This is a genomic window from Gammaproteobacteria bacterium, assembly GCA_036381015.1.
In the GTDB taxonomy this organism is placed as follows: Bacteria; Pseudomonadota; Gammaproteobacteria; order Steroidobacterales; family Rariloculaceae; genus ZC4RG20.
Genome location: DASVDR010000029.1, coordinates 88,789 through 106,262 on the forward strand (window position 1 = coordinate 88,789; position 17,474 = coordinate 106,262).

General features: G+C 66.9%; 15 protein-coding genes and 2 pseudogenes. 4 read left to right on the forward strand and 13 right to left on the reverse strand.

Translation table 11 applies throughout. The features are described from left to right. Positions 1–38: 38 nt before the first annotated feature. The 4 genes and pseudogenes from VF329_10985 to VF329_11000 form a co-directional block, all read right to left on the reverse strand. The gene (locus VF329_10985; GenBank protein ID HEX7081530.1) at positions 39–1,745 is read right to left on the reverse strand and encodes a PQQ-dependent dehydrogenase, methanol/ethanol family; all 1,707 of its coding nucleotides are present in this window, start codon (positions 1,743–1,745) and stop codon (positions 39–41) included. 11 nt (positions 1,746–1,756) lie between these two features. Next, positions 1,757–2,293 carry an NIPSNAP family protein gene (locus tag VF329_10990; protein HEX7081531.1) on the reverse strand — a complete coding sequence of 179 codons (537 nt, stop codon included), beginning with the start codon at positions 2,291–2,293 and terminating at the stop codon, positions 1,757–1,759. A 208-nt stretch (positions 2,294–2,501) separates the two neighbouring features. Then, positions 2,502–3,053, reverse strand: coding sequence for a dihydrofolate reductase family protein (locus VF329_10995; GenBank protein HEX7081532.1), 552 nt, complete (start codon positions 3,051–3,053; stop codon positions 2,502–2,504). A 144-nt stretch (positions 3,054–3,197) separates the two neighbouring features. Further along, a pseudogene (locus VF329_11000) lies at positions 3,198–3,353 on the reverse strand (hypothetical protein). Positions 3,354–3,442: 89 nt separating this feature from the next. Between VF329_11000 and VF329_11005 the strand changes: the two are divergent. Further along, positions 3,443–3,826: pseudogene (locus VF329_11005) on the forward strand (type II toxin-antitoxin system VapC family toxin). A gap of 538 nt (positions 3,827–4,364) precedes the next feature. On the opposite strand, the gene VF329_11010 reads toward VF329_11005, so the two are convergent. The 3 genes from VF329_11010 to VF329_11020 all read right to left on the reverse strand — a co-directional run bounded on the left by VF329_11010 (position 4,365) and on the right by VF329_11020 (position 6,181). Then, positions 4,365–4,964: a pyridoxamine 5'-phosphate oxidase family protein gene (locus VF329_11010; GenBank protein HEX7081533.1), complete on the reverse strand. Its 600-nt coding sequence runs from the start codon at positions 4,962–4,964 to the stop codon at positions 4,365–4,367. A gap of 261 nt (positions 4,965–5,225) precedes the next feature. Then, entirely contained in the window at positions 5,226–5,564 is a 339-nt protein-coding gene (locus VF329_11015; GenBank protein ID HEX7081534.1) for a transcriptional regulator, read from the reverse strand. Between the two features lie 8 nt (positions 5,565–5,572). Then, on the reverse strand, positions 5,573–6,181 hold the full coding sequence (locus VF329_11020; GenBank protein HEX7081535.1) for a hypothetical protein: 609 nt from the start codon (positions 6,179–6,181) through the stop codon (positions 5,573–5,575). Positions 6,182–6,426: 245 nt separating this feature from the next. On the opposite strand from VF329_11020, the gene VF329_11025 reads away from it, so the two are divergent. After that, entirely contained in the window at positions 6,427–7,446 is a 1,020-nt protein-coding gene (locus VF329_11025) for a DUF3500 domain-containing protein (protein ID HEX7081536.1), read from the forward strand. A gap of 51 nt (positions 7,447–7,497) precedes the next feature. On the opposite strand, the gene VF329_11030 is transcribed toward VF329_11025, so the two are convergent. Beyond that, positions 7,498–8,121: a TetR/AcrR family transcriptional regulator gene (locus VF329_11030; GenBank protein ID HEX7081537.1), complete on the reverse strand. Its 624-nt coding sequence runs from the start codon at positions 8,119–8,121 to the stop codon at positions 7,498–7,500. 198 nt (positions 8,122–8,319) lie between these two features. Between VF329_11030 and VF329_11035 the strand changes: the two genes are divergently transcribed. Continuing rightward, positions 8,320–8,802, forward strand: coding sequence for a DUF2269 domain-containing protein (locus tag VF329_11035; protein HEX7081538.1), 483 nt, complete (start codon positions 8,320–8,322; stop codon positions 8,800–8,802). Here VF329_11035 and VF329_11040 read toward each other — a convergent pair whose 3' ends face one another. The 5 genes from VF329_11040 to norR all read right to left on the reverse strand — a co-directional run bounded on the left by VF329_11040 (position 8,803) and on the right by norR (position 16,370). Further along, positions 8,803–9,525, reverse strand: a complete 723-nt coding sequence (locus VF329_11040; GenBank protein HEX7081539.1) for an HAD family hydrolase — start codon at positions 9,523–9,525, stop codon at positions 8,803–8,805. It lies immediately after the preceding gene. Positions 9,526–9,705: 180 nt separating this feature from the next. Next, complete coding sequence (gene panD / locus VF329_11045; protein HEX7081540.1) at positions 9,706–10,125, reverse strand: aspartate 1-decarboxylase; 420 nt, start codon at positions 10,123–10,125, stop codon at positions 9,706–9,708. A gap of 176 nt (positions 10,126–10,301) precedes the next feature. Beyond that, on the reverse strand, positions 10,302–13,301 hold the full coding sequence (locus VF329_11050) for a TonB-dependent receptor (protein HEX7081541.1): 3,000 nt from the start codon (positions 13,299–13,301) through the stop codon (positions 10,302–10,304). A 233-nt stretch (positions 13,302–13,534) separates the two neighbouring features. Further along, positions 13,535–14,641 (reverse strand): hypothetical protein, encoded by a 1,107-nt coding sequence (locus VF329_11055; protein ID HEX7081542.1) that lies wholly within the window; start codon positions 14,639–14,641, stop codon positions 13,535–13,537. 175 nt (positions 14,642–14,816) lie between these two features. Next, positions 14,817–16,370: a nitric oxide reductase transcriptional regulator NorR gene (gene norR, locus VF329_11060; GenBank protein ID HEX7081543.1), complete on the reverse strand. Its 1,554-nt coding sequence runs from the start codon at positions 16,368–16,370 to the stop codon at positions 14,817–14,819. A 145-nt stretch (positions 16,371–16,515) separates the two neighbouring features. Here norR and VF329_11065 point away from each other — a divergent pair, with 145 nt between their 5' ends. Beyond that, positions 16,516–17,457: a multicopper oxidase domain-containing protein gene (locus VF329_11065; GenBank protein ID HEX7081544.1), complete on the forward strand. Its 942-nt coding sequence runs from the start codon at positions 16,516–16,518 to the stop codon at positions 17,455–17,457. The last annotated feature ends 17 nt before the right edge of the window (positions 17,458–17,474 follow it).

Here is a 17,474-nt window from a genome sequence, read left to right on the forward strand (position 1 = left end):
TGTCGTCTCAACTTCGGTGGTTCATTCGAGCAGTCGTTCTAGCGCGGGAGCGCGAAGGCGACGACGCGCGCGGGGTCCGTGACCTCGACCGCGACGAACTGGCGGCCGTCGACTTCGTAAGTGATCGGCGTCGCGAAGTTGCTGCCGCCGACGTCCCAGACGGCGAGGACGTCGCCGTTAGCCGGGTCGTGCGCGTAGAACCGGCCGCTGCTCCCGCGAAAGAGCAGGCCGCCGGCCGTCGAAAGCGTCGCGCTCGACCCCTGGGTCTCGACGCGCCACACTTCGCGGTTCTCGACCGGATCCCAGCCGAGCAGCGCGGCCGTGCCCTTCAGCGGCGGCGGCTCGGGCCGCGGCTCCGGGCCGCGGCTCGTCGTGACGCCCTCGTTGCGCACGCCGGGCGTGTATTCGAACGGCCGAACGTTGCGCACGTCGTTGTACCAGTACCGCGAGCTCACGGCGGTGAAGTAGACGAGCCCGGTCGCCGGGTTGAACGACATCGGCTGCCAGTTGTGCGCGCCGCCGGGTCCGGGCGAGAGCCACACGCCTTTGCCGGTGACCTCGTACCGCGCCTCGGGATTCTCGATCGGCCGGCCGGTCTCGGGATCCATTCCCGACGCCCACGTGATGTCCTTCGAGAACGGCGCGGCGGAGAGGAATTCGCCCGTGAGTCGATCGAGCACGTAGAAGAAGCCGTTCTTCGGCGCCTGAACGAGCACCTTGCGCTCGCGGCCGTCGATCACGAGATCGAGCAGCATCATCGGCTGCGACGCCGTGTAGTCCCAGCTGTCGCCCGGGACGAGCTGGAAGTGCCACGCGTACTCGCCGGTGTCCGCATCGAGCGCGACGATCGACGAGAGGTAAAGGTTGTCGCCACCGTGCGGGCTCCTGATCGCGTGATTCCACGGCGACCCGTTGCCGACGCCGACGTAAAGAAGGTTAGCTTCGGCGTCGTACGCGAAGCTGTCCCACGCCGTGCCGCCGCCGCCCATGACCCACCATTCGCCGGTCCAGGTCTCCGCCGCGCGCCGCATCGCCTCGTTCTCGAAGCCGTCGGCCGGGTTGCCCGGCACCGTGTAGAAGCGCCAGACCTGCTCGCCGGTCTCGGCGTCGTACGCGCTGACGAACCCCCGGACGCCGAACTCCGCGCCGGCGTTGCCGATGATCACCTTCCCGTTCACGACGCGTGGTGCGCCGGTGATCGCGTAATCCGAGCCGAGCGGCGTCGTCTGCACGGCCCAGACCGGAAGGCCGGTTTCGCGGTCGAGCGCGACGAGGCGGCCGTCGAGCAAGCCGACATAGACCTTGTCGCCGTAGAGCGCGACGCCGCGGTTCACCGGCCCGCAGCAGCTGCTCGGCCCGCCGTTCGCCTTACCGCCGCGGACGAGCCCCGGATCCCAGCGCCACAAGAGCTCGCCGGTGGCCGCATCGAGCGCGAAGACGCTGCTCCACGTCCCGGTCGCGTACAACACGCCGTCGGCGACGAGCGGCGTGGATTCGAGGTTGCCGTCGGTGCCGGTGATCTCCCACTGCCACGCGACGGCGAGCCGATCCACGTTGCTCCGATCGATTCGATCGAGCGGGCTGTAATGCGTCTCGGCGTAGTTGCCGCCGTAGGTGAGCCACTCGCGATTGGGGGACGACAAGAGCGCCGGGCCGTCGACGGCCGGCGCGGCGCACACGGAGGAGGCCGCCAGCGCGCCGGCCGCAAGAAGGCGTCTCGAGCCGAGCGGAAAATCGGATTGCATGACCGGCGCGGCTACTTGAGCGGCGAGTAATCCGCGGCGCTCAGCATGTAGACCGCCGGCCGCTCCAGCGGCACGAAGTACTTTTGTCGGAGCGCATCCCATTCGGGGTCGGCGCCGAAATCCTCCCAGACTTGCTCGCGATGCGCGCGGTCGCGGTAGGCCAACATGTAGACGAGCGTGCGGGGATTGTCGAGGCTTTGCCAGACGCCGATGACCTCCGCGCCGTGCTTCTCGAAAAGCGCTACCTCGTTCTCGCGGAAGCGCTGGTGAAGCTCGTTGATGCCGCCCTTGAACTGGCCGACGCCGTCGCGCGTCGGGTCCGCGGTGTACATCCGGAGCTCGAAGCAGCGCGAATCCGCCGCGACGTTGCGGGCGAGCTCGGCGGGCAGATCGCCGGCAGGGCCGCACGGCGCCGGCGGCGCGTTCTGCTGCCCCTGCTGCGCCCGGCCGTCGCCTGCGGCGATGAACCCGAGCGTGAAGGCTGCCGCGACGCCGGCGAGGGCGCCCGTCACGCGGAACGTGCGGCGTCGTGTGGGTGATCTGTGCATGGACGTCCCCTCCAGCTTCGTTCTGGTTATCGTGCGCGGCGCCCCGCGCCGGCGAATCGATTCTAGGGCAGCCCCGGATTCGCCGACGTGAAGAAGGTCGACGCCGATGTGGCGTTTCGCTCAGATCCGAGCACGGCGCGAGCCGCGGCCGGCGATTCGACAGGCCGCTCGCAGCCCGTGAGCCACCGGTCCTGAAGCAACGACTCCGCTAGTTGCCCAACAAATAAGTAAGGATCACGCCGCCGGTCTTGAGTGGCCGCGTGCTTTTAAGGCGCATCTCGATCTGCCGGTCCTGCTTCGGGAACAGGGGACGACCCCTGCCCAGCACCACCGGTGCGAGGCAGATGCGGTATTCGTCGACGAGTCCGGCGGCAAGTAGGGAGGAGAGCAAATCCGCGCTGCCGAACACGTAGACGTCCTTGCCGGCCTCGGCCTTCAGGGCTTTCACTGCTTCGACCGCGTTGCCTTTCAGAGGCCGTGTGTTGTTCCAAGTGGCTTCATTCAGCGTGCGAGTCGCTACCGCCTTCGGAAGGGAATTCATCATGTCCGCTATGGGCCCGGTCTGCGTGGTCCAGTAGCTCGCCATGCCCTCATAGGTGCGCCGGCCGAAAAGCAGTGTCCCGATCTCCTTGCCTTGCTCCAGCGAGAACGCCTCGAGCTCCTCGCCCCAGACCGTTTCCGAGAAGCCGAGGTCCCAGGCGTTTTCCCCGTCGAAATAGCCGTCGAGGGTCATTAGATTCCAAGCGACCAAGCGTCTCATTTCGTCTCCTTGCCTTTCAGGGCCTCGACATGTCTCGCGAGCTTGCCGAGGGTTTGATAGCCGAGCTCGACGGCTCCGAATGCGATGGCGACGCTCCTTGCTCGGATGCAGCTGACGCAACGTAATGACGGTCTTTCCGTCATCTTGCTCGTCGAAGGTCACGACGGTTCTGAATCGGTTGGGATCGTCATCGATATCTGCGCCGTGAATCATCTCGAGCAGGCGTGGCGACTCGATCTTTACGAACACGATGCGATTGTCGTAGCGCGTGCCGTTTATGGCTGGCGCGCGTGACGCCATGGCGCCGAGCACTGCGCAAGCCTGCCCGTTCTCGACGCGCGGACGTCCGACGAAATCCTCGGTTACGACGAGCGGGGGCTGCCGCGCTGATGGTCGTCGATTCGTCGGCGCTGCTTGCAATCATGCAGAACGAGCCCGAGCGGCGGCAGTACCTCGAGGCAGTCGCCGCAGCGGAAAGGCGTCTGATGTCCGCTGTTGCGTTCGTCGAGGTTTCGATCGTGCTGGAAACGCGCTACGGGGCCGACGGCCTCCGTGATCTGGATCTTTTCCTCAGCAAGGCCGAAATAGAGGTCATTGCAGTGGACAGCGAACAGGCACTTGCGGCACGCCGTGCATACAGTCGTTTCGGCAAGGGGCGTCACCGCGCAGCGTTGAATTTCGGAGACTGCTTCTCTTATGCGCTTGCCACCGCCCTCGGCGAGCCGCTTCTTTACAAGGGCGACGACTTCGCATGCACGGAAGTGAAGGCGGTCGAGTTCGGCTCGGCCGACTCTACGCCGACCGACGATGCGAGCGGCGTTCGCGACTCGGCCTCGGCTGATTGGGCTCCGACGCAACCTGTCACCCCAAAGGACATCGCTGGCGGGCGGATCCGCATACCGAGCCGCAATCGAAGCAGCGCGAAAGCTCGATTACCGCAGCAGCGGGCGTACATCAAGATCCGGCTCTGCGGACGTCACGAGCAACGGAGCCGATACGATCCACACTACGATTCCGACCGCGAGCGGTCCGGCGTCATATCTGTCGATCGCGACGCGCTCGCTCGGCTCGTCCAGCCGAACACACGCCTTACGGTCTCGGTGTTGCCGGACGGCACCGTTTGCCTGGACTAGCCGGCACAAGCGTCATGTCGCTTTCGCTGAAGTCGAGCTTCGACTAGCGGAACTCGACGACGAGATCGCGGCGGCCGTCGCGATTGACGTCCTGCCAGCGCACCCTCCGCGGCCCGTGATAGTGCGTCTTGCCTTGCCGGCTCGAGCCCGGGACCGTACTGGCACGTGGTCGAGATCGTCACTTCGGCCGCTCGCGGTCCCTCGCCGGCAGCGCATCCTTGAACACGTCGAACGTCTTCCACGCAGGCACGGGCGGCGTGTGGCCGGGACGCGGCGAGTAAACCGACTCCTCTACGAGCTGCATCTTGTGGATGTAGCGCGGGCAGTTCGGAAAAATGCGCTCGGCGCGGAGGCGCACGACGAACACGGCGCCGGGCAGCTCGCTCATGAGCGGATCGTCGGCGCTGATGCTCGCCGTGCCGTTGACGCGCAAACGCGTCGGCTTTTCGAAATCGATGAACAGCAGGCCGACGCGCGGGTTCACCAGCAAGTTGCCCCAGGTGCGGTACTGGCCGTTGCCGTCGTAGTCCGGAATCGCGAGCGTGTGCTCGTCGACGACGCGCACGAAACCCGCGACGCCGCCCTTGTACGAGCAGTCGGGCTGGCCGGCGGCATCGGCCGTGGCGATGAAGAACATGCGGCAGCGCGAGATGAAGGCCTTGTCTTCCTCGGTGAACGCGCTGCGCATCGTCACCTGTTCGAGGCGATCGGCGAGGGCGCGGGTTTCGCGGGCGTCCTGGAGCCGACGCATGCCGTCGTGGTAGGCGGAAGTCGGCATGGCATGTCCTCTCTTTGTCGACCAAGCGAGTATCCGCCGCCGCTGCAGCCGGTCAAGTGGCTGCTGGGGTCGGCCACACGAGCGGGCCCCAAGGCACGCGCGACCAGGCCCTTAGCGCACGGGAGATTCAGGTACCCGAAAGTCGAGGGGGCGGGCCGCCTCCGCCGGGAGGGAGGCTCGATCTGCCGTTATCTACTATCTCGCTTCAACCTGTACCGACGGTCCCCCTGCTGGCATAACGGTCCCTTATACGGCCGCGAGTCACGAGCCGGAGCGTCGCGCCCACCTCGCCGCCGCCTTCTTCAGCGCCTCGAGGCGAGCCCAGTGCTCGTCGATCGCCTTGCGGCCCGCAGCGGTGATCCGCGCCGTCGTTTGCGGGTACTTGCCGGCGAATCCCTTCGAGAGCGTGATGAGCCCGGCCTGCTCGAGCTTCGCAAGGTGTTGCGACAGATTGCCCGATTGCAGGCCCGTCAGCCGCTGCAGAAACACGAAATCCGCGGACTCGCACGCCGAGAGCGCGGTCAGCACCGCGAGCCGCGCCGGCTCGTGCACGAGCTTGTCGGCGGCGATGACCTGTTCGAAAGCCTCGGGCGCTTCCATCGTCGCGATCAGTGCGCTCCGTTCGCTTGCGCGAGCCGCGCGGACTCGAAAGCGCGAACGAGCGTTCGGTGATCCAAGACGCTCATGGCGATCCACACCAACGGGAAGCCGATGGCGAAGACGTTGCTCCACAGCTCGTCCGGCCCGAGCGGACCCGTGATCGGCGGCCACACGGAGACGATCATCAAGAAGACCCCGACGAGAAGCTTCTGCCAATGGAGCTCCAAATGGCGCAGCGCGTAGACGGCGAACGCGACGCCGACGGCGAGAAAGCCGAGCTGCACGCGCAGGTCGAGACCGTTCGAAACGAACTGCAGCGCGAAAAAGCCGGGCACGCCGATCGCGACGACGCGCCAACCGGTGCCGCCGGACGCCGCGACGACGCCGAAACGGCGATCGTAGTAGCGCTTGATCGCATGGGTGGCCGCGAGCGCAACGGCGGAAGCCAGCAGGAACATCGGCAGGAAGCCGGGGCCTTCGCGGTCGAGCAGGTGGGGCGTCGCGGCCCAGAGGCCGAAGGGGATCTGCTCGTACCCTCGCAGATAGCGATAGCTCCGCGTCAGACCGCGAATCCGCTCGGCATTCGAGACCATCAGCGCCGCCTCCAAACGCATCACTAGCCGATGTTCTCGTAGCAGTCTAGCTATTGTCAATAACTAGATATCCGGACACGCTAAGGGCCGGGTCGTAGTAGCGCAGCGGCGTATGGCCTCGAGCACGGCGCGAGCCGCGGCCGGCGATCCGACAGGCGGCTCGCGACCCGGGGATCCCCGCCGCCGGGCAGCGGGGTAGAATCTCCCGAGGCCGAGGCGATCGCGCTGCCGAGCGCACATCCACAGTGATTCGGAGCAGGGGGAGAGCCATGAGGACGAGAGCGGGCTTCTTGGCGTGCACGGTTCTGGCGGCGAGCGCGGTGTGGGCGGCCGCATTCGACGATATCGCCGGCGAGATGGCCGACCGCGCCGCGCAGTTTCTCGCTGCGCTCGATGGCCCGAGCCGCGAGCAGGCCACGTTCGCGTTCACGGACGACGAGCGCCTGAACTGGCACTTCACTCCCGTCGAGCGCCAGGGGCTGCCGTATCAGCAGCTCGCGCGCGGCGAGCGGCGCCTTGCAGACCGCCTGCTCGCCACGGCATTGAGCCGCGAGGGCCTCGATAAGGCGTTCGGGATCATGTACCTCGATCAGATCCTCTTCGAGCGGGAGCGCCGCGACATCCGCGATCCGGACCGCTACTTCGTGTCGATCTTCGGCGAGCCGGGCGCGCACGGCGCCTGGGGCTGGCGCATCGAAGGGCATCATCTTTCGCTGAACGTCACGCTGAACGAGGGGCGGCTCGTCTCGACGTCGCCGGCCTTCATGGGCAGCAATCCGGCGATCGTCCGCGACGGTCCGCACGCGGGCATGGAAGTCCTCGCGGACGAGCAGCGTCTCGGTCGCGAGCTCCTCGCGATGTTCCAAGGGGAAGCACGCGAGCGCGTGATTTTCCGAGCGGAATCGCCGCGGGACATCTTCACGAGCAATTCGCGCCGCGTCGACATCGGCTCGCCGGTCGGGCTCGCGGTGCGCGACATGATGCCGGAGCAGGCCGATGCGTTGATGGCACTGATCCGCGTTTATCTCGGCCGCATGCGACAAGAGATCGCCGACGCACAGCTGCAGAAGATCATGCAAGCAGACGTCGGCGCGATTCACTTCGCGTGGGCCGGCAGCGCGCAGCCCGGCCAGCCGCACTACTACCGAATCCACGGCCCGACCTTCCTGATCGAGTACGACAACACGCAAAACGACGCGAACCACATCCACTCCGTGTGGCGCGATCTCACGAACGATTTCGGCTACGACGTTCTCGGCGAGCACTACACGACGTCGCACGTGCTATAAGCGCACTTCGCCACGAGTAATTCACGGGCCCTTCTTCGCCGCGACGAAGGATCAAGGCGGCGCTTCCGCCCCGGCAGGCGATGAAGCGGCGCGTGCGCCGGGCGCGTTCGCGTGCTTGGCACCGATGCCCTGCAGCACGAGCTGCCGAAAGACGGCGTCCATCTCGGCCGGCGGCACGTGCGGCTTGCGCTTCAGGCTCCAGCCGAGCACCGAAAGAAACGTCTCGACGACGAACCGCACGACGAGGTCCGCCGGCAATCCCGCGCGCTCGTATCTCGCCAGATCCCGGCGCACGACGTCGGAGAGAAGCCGCCGAATCTCGTTCGTTGCGACCGTGCCGCCCCGGCCGCCGACGAGCGCCTTGTAGACGTGCTTGTACTCGCAGGCGTGCTCGAACAGCGCGCGGCTGAACGGCAGCGGCTCGCCGCGACGGCCGCCGCGGCCCGACGCTTCGCTTTCGCCGTCGAGCAGAGCGCCCAGCGCCTGAAAACCCTTGCGGAGCAAGTCTTCCTTGCCCGTGTAATGCGCGTAGAACGTCGACCGGCCGACATCGGCTTCGTCGATGATGTCCTGGACCGTGATCGCTTCGTAGCCCTTGCGAAGAATCAACGTAATCAGGGCTTGATGCAGCGCCTGCCGAGTCCGCGCCGCGCGTCTGTCGATCGTTCGTGCCATCGGTCGCCCCTTCGTATTGCTTTTATCGAACGATCGCGGTCCCGGTGTTCGATAACGAACTTCTCGGCGCGATCGTCCGTTGAGTATTCCGGACACGGTGTTCAATATCTTACACCGCGTCCGATTCCTTGAATGCCTCGGCGGCGAGCGCGCCGGGGAGGCGGGCGGCGTTCTCGGATCGAATCAGGAGGCCAGTCGATGCAAGCGGCACGGATTTCGAGGTTTTCGCGCCGGCTCCTGCTCGCCGTTCATCTTGCGGCTACTGCGGGCGTTTTCGGTCTCGATCTCGCGCTCGTCGCGCTCGGAATCGCCGGCCGCGCGGGCGCGACCGCGGCCGCGGTCTACCCGGCCGCGCACCTGATCGGCGCATGGGTGCTTTCGCCGTTCGCGGTCGTCTCGCTCGGCTCGGGCGTGGCGCTCGGCGTGCTCACGGAATGGGGGCTGCTTCGATACTGGTGGGTCACGCTCAAGCTCGCGATCACCGCGGCCCTGACGGCCGCGGTGCTTCTCGTGCTCGTGCCGCGCCTCGGCGTCCAAGCGTCCGCCGCGTTGGAGGCTTCGGCAGGCGCCGTGCAGCCGCAGGAACCCCTTGCGCTCGTTCTCGCACCGATCGTCGCCGTCGCGCTGCTGACCGTCGCGATGCTGCTTGCGGTCTTCAAGCCGGCGTGGCGCCTGCGCTGATCAGCCGATGTGATTTCGCTTGAGAATCTCCGTCACGCCGTGGAGGTCGTCGACCTCGTAGTCGGCCGGCGTGTCGCCGGGCAAGAACGTGTCCCTCGCCATCCCGGACCGGCGAATCTGCGCCGTGACCATGTTGATGGCCATGGCGCCTTGGCAATCGAAGGTCGGCCCGGCGCAGTAGAGACAATCCCGGACGTCGAGCCCGGTTTGTTGCAGGACCCAGTAGTACGTCTTCGGGTGCGGCTTGTGAAAGCCGGCCTGGTCCGTGGTGCCGACGAAGTCGGGCTTGAAGGTCTTGAACTTGCTCACGTACATGTCGAGGTATTTCCGCTCGACGTCCGAGTAGATCAGCACCTTGACGCCCATGTCCTGCTGCTCCTGCAGGGCGGCTTCCGTGTCGGGAAACAGCTGCACCTGGTCTTGCAGGTCCAGCATGAAGTGGACGTCATCCGCAGATCCGTCGATGTCGTGGATCTTGAAAGCCGTGACGAGCGCTTGCCCGACGAGATCCGAGACCGGCGTGTACCGATACGCCGCCGCCCGACGGTGGAAACCCTCGAAGAACCTCGCCCACGTCTCGGCGAACGTCTCGGCGTCGACGCCGGCATCGTACTTCTGCACGATCTCTCGGGCCGCCTGCTTCCACGTCCACGGCCAGTCGAAGAGCGTTCCCTTGGAGTCGTAGAACACGGCGCGCGGCCACCGTCCCTTCTTTATTCCCATCTCCGATTCTCCCCGAGTCTCGAGCGACTGCTTCGCCGGTTTCGGCGTGCGCAGCGCCGTCCGGCCTCGTCTCGACTGCGCGGACGCTCGCCGCGCAGCGTTGCGGACGAGTTTGCAACGATTCCCGTACGAATCCAAATGGGGCGGAAGGCGCCCGTCGGGGGGCGCGTCGCCGGCGCGTTATCCGGTGGAGCGGGCCCGTTGCGGCGATGAGGGCGTGACGCGCCAGCGCTCGGGACCGTCGGGCTCGATTCGGAGCTCGCGCAAGTCGGTGAGGCGGTTGCTCGCGTCGAAGATCGCAACGCGCGGCGTCACGCTCGACAGCTCCGACGGATCGACGTCGGCTCGCGCGGCGATGATCAGCTCGTCGCCGACCTGACAGTAGCGCGCCGCTGCGCCGTTGAGCAGGCAGCAGCGGCTGCCGCGAGCACCGTAGATCACGTAGGTGCTGATCCGCGCGCCGGTCGCCTTGTTCCAGATCTCGACGAACTCGAACGGCAGCAGGCCCACCTGCTCACAGTGGTCCGGGTCTAGCGCAATCGATCCTTCGTAGTGCAGATCCGCGCCCGTGACGCGCAGGCCGTGCAGCTTCGCGATCATGATCGAGCGTCTCAAGCGATGAACCTCCGTGTGTCACGCCGCTCCGATACCGTCGAAGCCCGAAGCGCCCTCGGGCCCGGCTCGTCGGGACACGCCACTCTAGCGGCGGATCGGTAGGGGGGCAAGCGAGCGGTACGCGCGGCGGCCGGCGCAAGGCCGGCCGCCGCGGCCGAGCCTCAGTAGCGCAGCTGGAACCCGACGGTGTAGCGCCGGCCGAGAACGTCGTAGAGACTCTCGTTCGTGCCGATGCCCGTGCCGCCGAACGCCGACCAGCCGGCAATGAGAGGCGGGTCCTCGTCGAACACGTTCGCGATGTGCGCGAACGCCTCCCACTCCCCGCCGCTTCCGAGCCGGCCTCGATAGCTTGCCCGCAGGTTCGTGTAGAACATGGATTCGACGGAGTTGTCATCGATGTCGACGCCCTCGACGAAATCGATGTCCGCCACGCCGCTGTCGATCCAGCGTCCCTGAAGGAACAGCGTGAACGGCCCGTTGTCGTAGGCGAGGTTGCTCGTCCATTGCAGCTCGGGCACGCCCGCGCCGCCCAGCTCCCCGACGACATCGCGCTTCGCGGCACCTGCTTCCGTCGTTGAGTTCTCGTCGAGCCAGCTCGCGATGAACCGCCACCGCAGGCTTTCGGCGCCCTGCCGGAAGAGATTGATGTCGCGCGAGTAGGCCACCTCGAGATCGAGCCCGCTGACGTTCCGCTTGTCGACGTTCGCGAACGTGTTCTCCACCAGGGTGATGATGTTCGTATTCGGATCGCGCGTGATGCGGCCGCAGAACTCCGCGGCGCCCGTCTCGAAGCATTGGTCGACGATTTCCTGGACGCCGAGAAAGTCGATTGCGCCGTCCACCTCGATGTCGTACCAGTCGAGCGACATCGAGAGGCCGTCGACGCGCGCCGGCTGGTACACCGCGCCGACCGTGAACGTGTCGGCCTCCTCCGGCGAGACGTTCGGATTGCCGCCGCGGAGCTGGAAGGTCGTGTATCGCTCGTTGTCGAGCTCCGGGTCCTCGAGCGACGTGCCCTGGCCCTGACGGTCGAAGCGCTCCTCGAGGCTCGCGGCCCGGACGTCGCGGGAAAGCGTGCCGCGCACGCGCAGCACGTCGTTGACGCTCCAGTCGAGGCCGATCTTCGACGCCCAGATGTCGCCGCTGCCCGAGTAGTCGGCCCAGCGCGCGGCCAGGCTCGCGTTCAACTGCCGAACCAGAGGGCGGTTCGCGATCAGCGGCAGCAGCGTCTCGGCAAAGAGCTCCTTGACGTCGAAGCGCCCCTCGAAGTTGTCGAGATCCACGAACTCGAGGCGGTCGTCGGTTCCGAGAGAGGCGATCGTGATGCCGCGAATGCCGCGCGCGGGGTCGTTCGCGAGCGGCGGCTGGTTCACGAGATGCGGCGGGCCGATCCGGTGCTCGATCTGCTGCTCGCGCCAAGATGCGCCGACGGCGAGCGAAACCGGGCCTGCGCCCCAGCCCTCGGAGATCTCGCTGCTCGCCGACAGCTCGGCATTGTTCTGCTCGAGGTCGGCGCGGACGAACATGTCGTCCGCGACCCACGCGATCGCCTCCGGCGAGGCGCGCCCGCGGCCGAAGAGATTGACCGGCACGCAGTCATCGAACTCGTCGCTCAAGAGCGTGACGTTGCAAACGATCTCTCCCGTCGCCGGATCCCGAACCGCGTCCACGGCCATCGGCAGCCGGTCGCGGCGCAGGAAGTCGGAGAAAATCAGCTCGTTGTCATTGCGTCCGCTCTGCACGTAGCCCTGGAGCTCCCAGCCGCCGGAGAGCTCCGTCTCGAAGCCGACCGTGAACGAGAGCGTGTCGTTCGACATGATGAACCGGTCCTGCGCGATATCGGCCTCCGTGTGATAGCGCTGCAGGCGGAAGGACGGGATGTTCTCGTCGATCATCGCCTGATTGATCTCGTCGGGCAGGAATGCGTTGCCCGGGAATATCGTCAGTGCCCAGATCGAGTGCCCGAGCGGCAGCGTGCCGGCGCTGTCCGTCTCGGTCGAGCCCCACATGCCCTCGAAATAGAGGCGCAATTCCTCGCTCGGGTCGTAGGTGAGCCGCGCGAAGCCGGTGCTGCGCTCGCTGTCCGGCACGAACGAGCCCGAGCGCGAGCCGTCGGGGTAGGCCGGCGTGTGGATCGAGGTATCGAAGTCCGTGGGGTTATAGCCGCTGCCGCCGACCATGTTGTTCGTCCCCGTCCCGACGGTCGCGTGCTCGCCGAACTCGAACGGTGCGAGAGAGCCGTCGGGCAGGAAGTACAGCCGGTCGATCGACGTGCCCGGCGCGTCGATCATCCCGCCGTTCGTGTACTCCGTGGAGACCACGTTCTCGCGCGTCAGAAGGCGCGGACCTTGCCCTGTCGCGAGGAAGTCGGAGCTCGTGACGAGGCCGATGCCGCGATACCACTCGCGTCCGTCGAGGTTATCGATGCGCTCGGAGTCGAAGCGGTCGAGCGCGCCGATGAAGTGGAGGTGCTCGCCGATCGGCGTGCCGCCCGCGATCGAGACCTCGTAACTGTCGTGGTCGTTGCGGCTCGTGACGCCGCCCTGAAGATGCGTCTCGAGGCCCGTGAAGTCGGTATCGAGAATGAAGTTCACGACTCCGGCGACCGCGTCGGTGCCGTAGGCCGCAGACGCCCCGCCGGTCACGGTTTCCACGCGCTGGAGCAGGGCTTCCGGGAACAGGTTGATGTCGACGATGCCGAGGCGGTTCGACGGCACGATGCGGCGGCCGTCGAGCAGCACGAGGGTCCGCTTCGAGCCGATGCTGCGCATGTTGAGGTTGGAGGCGCCGGCCGAGTCCGCCTTGCTCGCGGCCGTGTTCGGCCGCGCGTTGTTCACAAACTGCGGCAGCTGGTCGAGAGCGTCGATCAGCTGACCGGGCGCCATGTTGCTGAGCTCGTCCACCTGCACGACGGTGACGGGCGTCGGCGTCGTCATCCCCGTCGCAGTGATTCGCGAGCCGGTGACCGTCACCTCCTCGATCGCTTGCCCCTGAGCGCCTTCGCGCGGCGCTTGCGCCGACGCGACGCCGGCGAGACCGGCGGAAAGGGCGAGGCCGACGGCCAGGGCGACTGGCGACGGCGGCTCGGGCATCCGCCCGGGGTTTGCAGTCTCGCGCTCTCGTTGCCCTCGGCTGGTTGCACGCTTCGATCCCCTGCTCATCGCGGTGCTCCTTCTTTTTTGCGTGCCCCCGACCGGCGCTTGCGCAGTTTCCCGCCGAGTCCACCGGGATCCCGCCGTCGCGTGACGGAGGCGCGCCTCTCGATACGGCGCGCTGCGATCACGACGCACGCACCTCCCCCGCCCGGCTTCGTGCTGCGGCAGGGCTTCTGCATGCCGCACGAGACCGGCGCGCCCCGGGCCGGCACGCCGATCTTTCCGAAAGCGGGGCGAGATCACTCCTCTGGCGGTGTCTCCTCCTCGCTTTCCTGGAAGCGATCGACCGAGAGCCGGAGCCATTCCTGCACGTCGAAATTGACCCCCGCGTTCTCCTCCCCGACGAAGCGCGGGTTCGTGGTTTCGATGTAGTTTCGAACGACCGTGTTGCCCTCGTGGCAGGCGTACTCGAAGAACTTGTAGTCCTCGTTTCGGGTCCACGGGTAGGAGATCTTGAACGGGGCCGTGAGGACCTCCGGATCTTCGACCCAGGCTTCGTATTGAAGGGTATTCGGACCGGTCGGCGTGAGCCGCTCCGTGACGCGCAGCGATGGGCTCGTCGGGACGGGCTCGTTGCTCGGGCCGACGATCACCATCGGGGAAAGGCCGTTGAAGTTCGTCGTCTCGATCACGAGCGAGTCGCCGTCCCAACGACCCCGCGAGATGCCGAGCCACTGCCGTATCTCCGCCGGCGGCGCGCGGTCGTCGAGCGGAACGATGCGCGTCTCGTGGATGAGCTCGAGCCGGATCACGACGTAGCCGGGCGTCTGGATGATCTCCACCCCGTTGTTGTACGGGAACGGAATCATCGAAGCGGGCATTCCGCGGGTGATGCAGCGGTCGAGGGCGTTGAAATCGGAGATCTCGTCGAACACATCCTCGGACCAGCTGCTCTTCATGTTCGCCGCCTCCGCACGACCGGCTTCGGTCATCGGCGGAATGCGGCCGTTCGCCGGCTCCATGATCAACGACGTCTGGCGCAGCGGCTTGCCCCACTCGAACCAATGGCCGGAACCGATCCGGTTGGCCTCGAGCTCCTCCTGGTAGTTGTCGGCCAGCTGGGCCGCCTGCTCGAGGGCCGCGGCATACTCCTCGTCGGTGAGCCAGGCGCGCTCCCCGAGCTCGGGCGGGCGTTGAAACGGCGTTTGGCCCGCGGAGTCGAGAGGCCACTTGCCCTGCAAATCGGGATCGCCCCAAGGCGTGCGCGGGGCGGTCCACGAGCTCGAATCCGTCTCGGCCGTTTGCACGTTCGACGTCTCTTGCGCAGCCGCGGAAACGGCGCCGAGGCAGACGGCGAAGCCCAAGGACGCCGACAAAGCCTTCGTTGACGGGTGTCGCTTGTCCACGTGATTCGTCCTCCGTTTCGCTTGCGTCGAAGCCCCGATCTCCCCCGGGGCGCGCGATGAGATCAAGCGTAGGCAAGCGCCGCGGCGGCGTCAAAAGACGCGCCGCGGCCGGTGCGCGGCCGCGGCGGCGGGATCGGGCGGTGGATGCCGAGCGGGCTGCGCAATCGCGGTCGGCTCAGCCGTGTATCCCGAGCTTCTTCAGCAATCGATGGAAATTGGCGCGATCGAGGCCGAGCGAGCGGGCCGCCGCCGCGCGGTTGCCTCCATGGGCTCGAATGCGTTGCAGGATCAGGTCGCGGCGAAAGTCGTCGACGGCGTCCCGCAAAGTCACGTCGATCTCGGGGAGCTCGATCTCGGGCACGGATGCGCCGTTCGACACTGCCGCTCGGGCGTCGCCGTCGGCGGCACCGAGGTGCCTCGGCGTCAGCTCGAGCAGCTGGTCGCGCGGCTGCCCCTCGGCCAACGCGCGGATGATCGCCCGCGACAGCGCGTGCTCCAGCTCCCGGACGTTGCCGGGCCACGAGTAGCTCTGCAGCCAGCGCCGGGCCGCCGCGCCGAGACGCACGCCGCGTAATCCGAGCCGCCGCTGGTTGCGCTCGAGGAAGTAGCCCGCGAGCAGCAGCACGTCATCGCCGCGCTCGCGGAGCGGCGGTACGCGGAGCGGGTAAACGCTGAGCCGGTGATAGAGGTCGGTCCGGAACCGGCCGGCGAGCACTTCCTCCTCGAGGTTGCGGTTCGTTGCGGCAATCAGGCGCACGTCCACGCGCCGGGCGCGGTCGCAGCCCAGCCGCTGTATCTCGCCGCTCTGCAGCGCGCGGAGCAGCTTCGCCTGCACCGGGAGCGGCAGCTCGCCGACCTCGTCGAGAAACAGCGTGCCGTCATGGGCGAGCTCGAACTTGCCGATCCGATCCTCCGTCGCGCCGGAGAACGCGCCGCGCGCGTGTCCGAAGAGCTCGCTTTCCGCGAGCGACTCGGGCAGGGCCGCGCAGTTGATATGGACGATCGGCTCCTGCGCGCGGGCGGAGTGATGGTGAATCATTCGGGCCACGAGCTCCTTCCCGACGCCCGTCTCGCCGAGGATCAGCACCGGCAGATCGGATGGTGCGACCGTGCGCGCCTCGCGCCGCACGCGCTGGATCGGCTCGCTCTCGCCGATCAGCTCGTCCGCCGCGCGCTCGCCGACGCCCGAGAGGTTGATCCGGTGGTGCCGCTCGAGCTGCATCTCGAGGCGCTCGATCCAGTCCGCCGCCCGCACCGTCGCCGCGGCGACCGCGGCGAACGCGCCGAACACGTCGTCGTCGATCGTCTCGAATTGCCCCGGCCGCAGCGCGTCGAGCGTCAGCACGCCCCACGGCTCGCCCTCGATGCGCAGCGCGACGCCCATGCAGTCGTGCACGTATAGGTGGCCGTTCGCGTTGTCGACGAGCCCGTCGTAAGGATCCGGGAGCGCGGAGTCTGCCGGAAAGCGTACAGCGGCACGGCTGTCGAGCAGCCGGGCGAGCCGCGGGTGCTCCGTGACGACGAAGCGGCGGCCGAGCGTATCCGGGCTGAATCCCTGCACCGCTCTCGGCACGAGCACGCTTCCGTCGAGCTCGAGCAGCGCGATCGCGTCGCAAGGGAAGCTCGCGCGAAACGTATCCAGCAACCGCTGATAGCGGGCCTCGCACGGCATCGACTCGGTCAGGTCCGTGACGATGCCGGCGAGGCGGCTGAAGTTACGCGTCGTCATCGGGACACGCGGTTGTCCGAATGACTACGCCCCGGGCGTTGTCGCGAGCACAACACGCGCAGCAAATTCCCACCCAATCAACGAGATAGGAATTGGCACGGAATTTGACTAGGGAGAAACGCTCCATCAGCGGAAGGACCTATTCATGCAAAAGCTAACTTCTTCCTTGGCCGTCGCCGCCGCCGCCGCGCTCTCGCTGGGAGCCGCCGCGGCCGAAACGGTGAAGGTCGAGATTCGCGTACGCGAAGTCGATCTCGTCGTCGACAACTCCGGCACCACGCATCCGATGTGGACGTACGGCGGCACGATCCCCGGCCCGCTCGTGCGGGTGACCGAGGGCGACATCGTCGAGTTCACGCTGATCAACGACGAGCACAACAAGCAAAGTCACTCGATGGATTTTCATGCCGCGCGCGCCGACGTGCTCGGTGAATTCGAGGCCATCAAGCCCGGCGACACGAAGCAGTTCTCGTTCGAGGCCGAGTATCCCGGCGTCTTCATTTATCACTGCGGCGCCGACTCGATGGCCGAGCACATCTCGCGCGGCATGTACGGTGTGATCATCGTCGATCCGAAGGAGGGGTACAGCTCGGAATATCCGAAGCCCGACCGCGAGTACGTGCTCGTGCACGGCGATCTGTTCGAGGTCGGGACGTCGGCCGAGGACATCACGATGGGCCGCGGTTGGAAGGGCGTGCTGGTGAACGGCAAAGTCTTTCACTACGACCCGGTCCACGATCCGAACGCAAGCCTCGCGCTCGAGTCCGAGCCCGGCGAGCGCGTCCGCATCTACTTCGTGAACGCCATGATCAACGAATCCGCCGCGTTCCATCCGATCGCCGGCATCTGGGATCGCGTCTGGGAAAACGGCAATCCGAAGAACGTGTCGTACGGCATGCAGACCGTCGAGGTGCCGCCGGCCCACGGCGTCGTCCTAGACCTGATCAGCCCCGAGGGCCGCGCGACGAACAATGCGCTCGTCGATCACCGCATGAGGCACGCGATGAACGGCGGCATCACCGTGCTGATGAACTACGAGGGCGCGGACCCCGAGAAAGGCCGAGGCGACGCGCTGATCTTGCGCTGAATCACGCACCGGAGGAG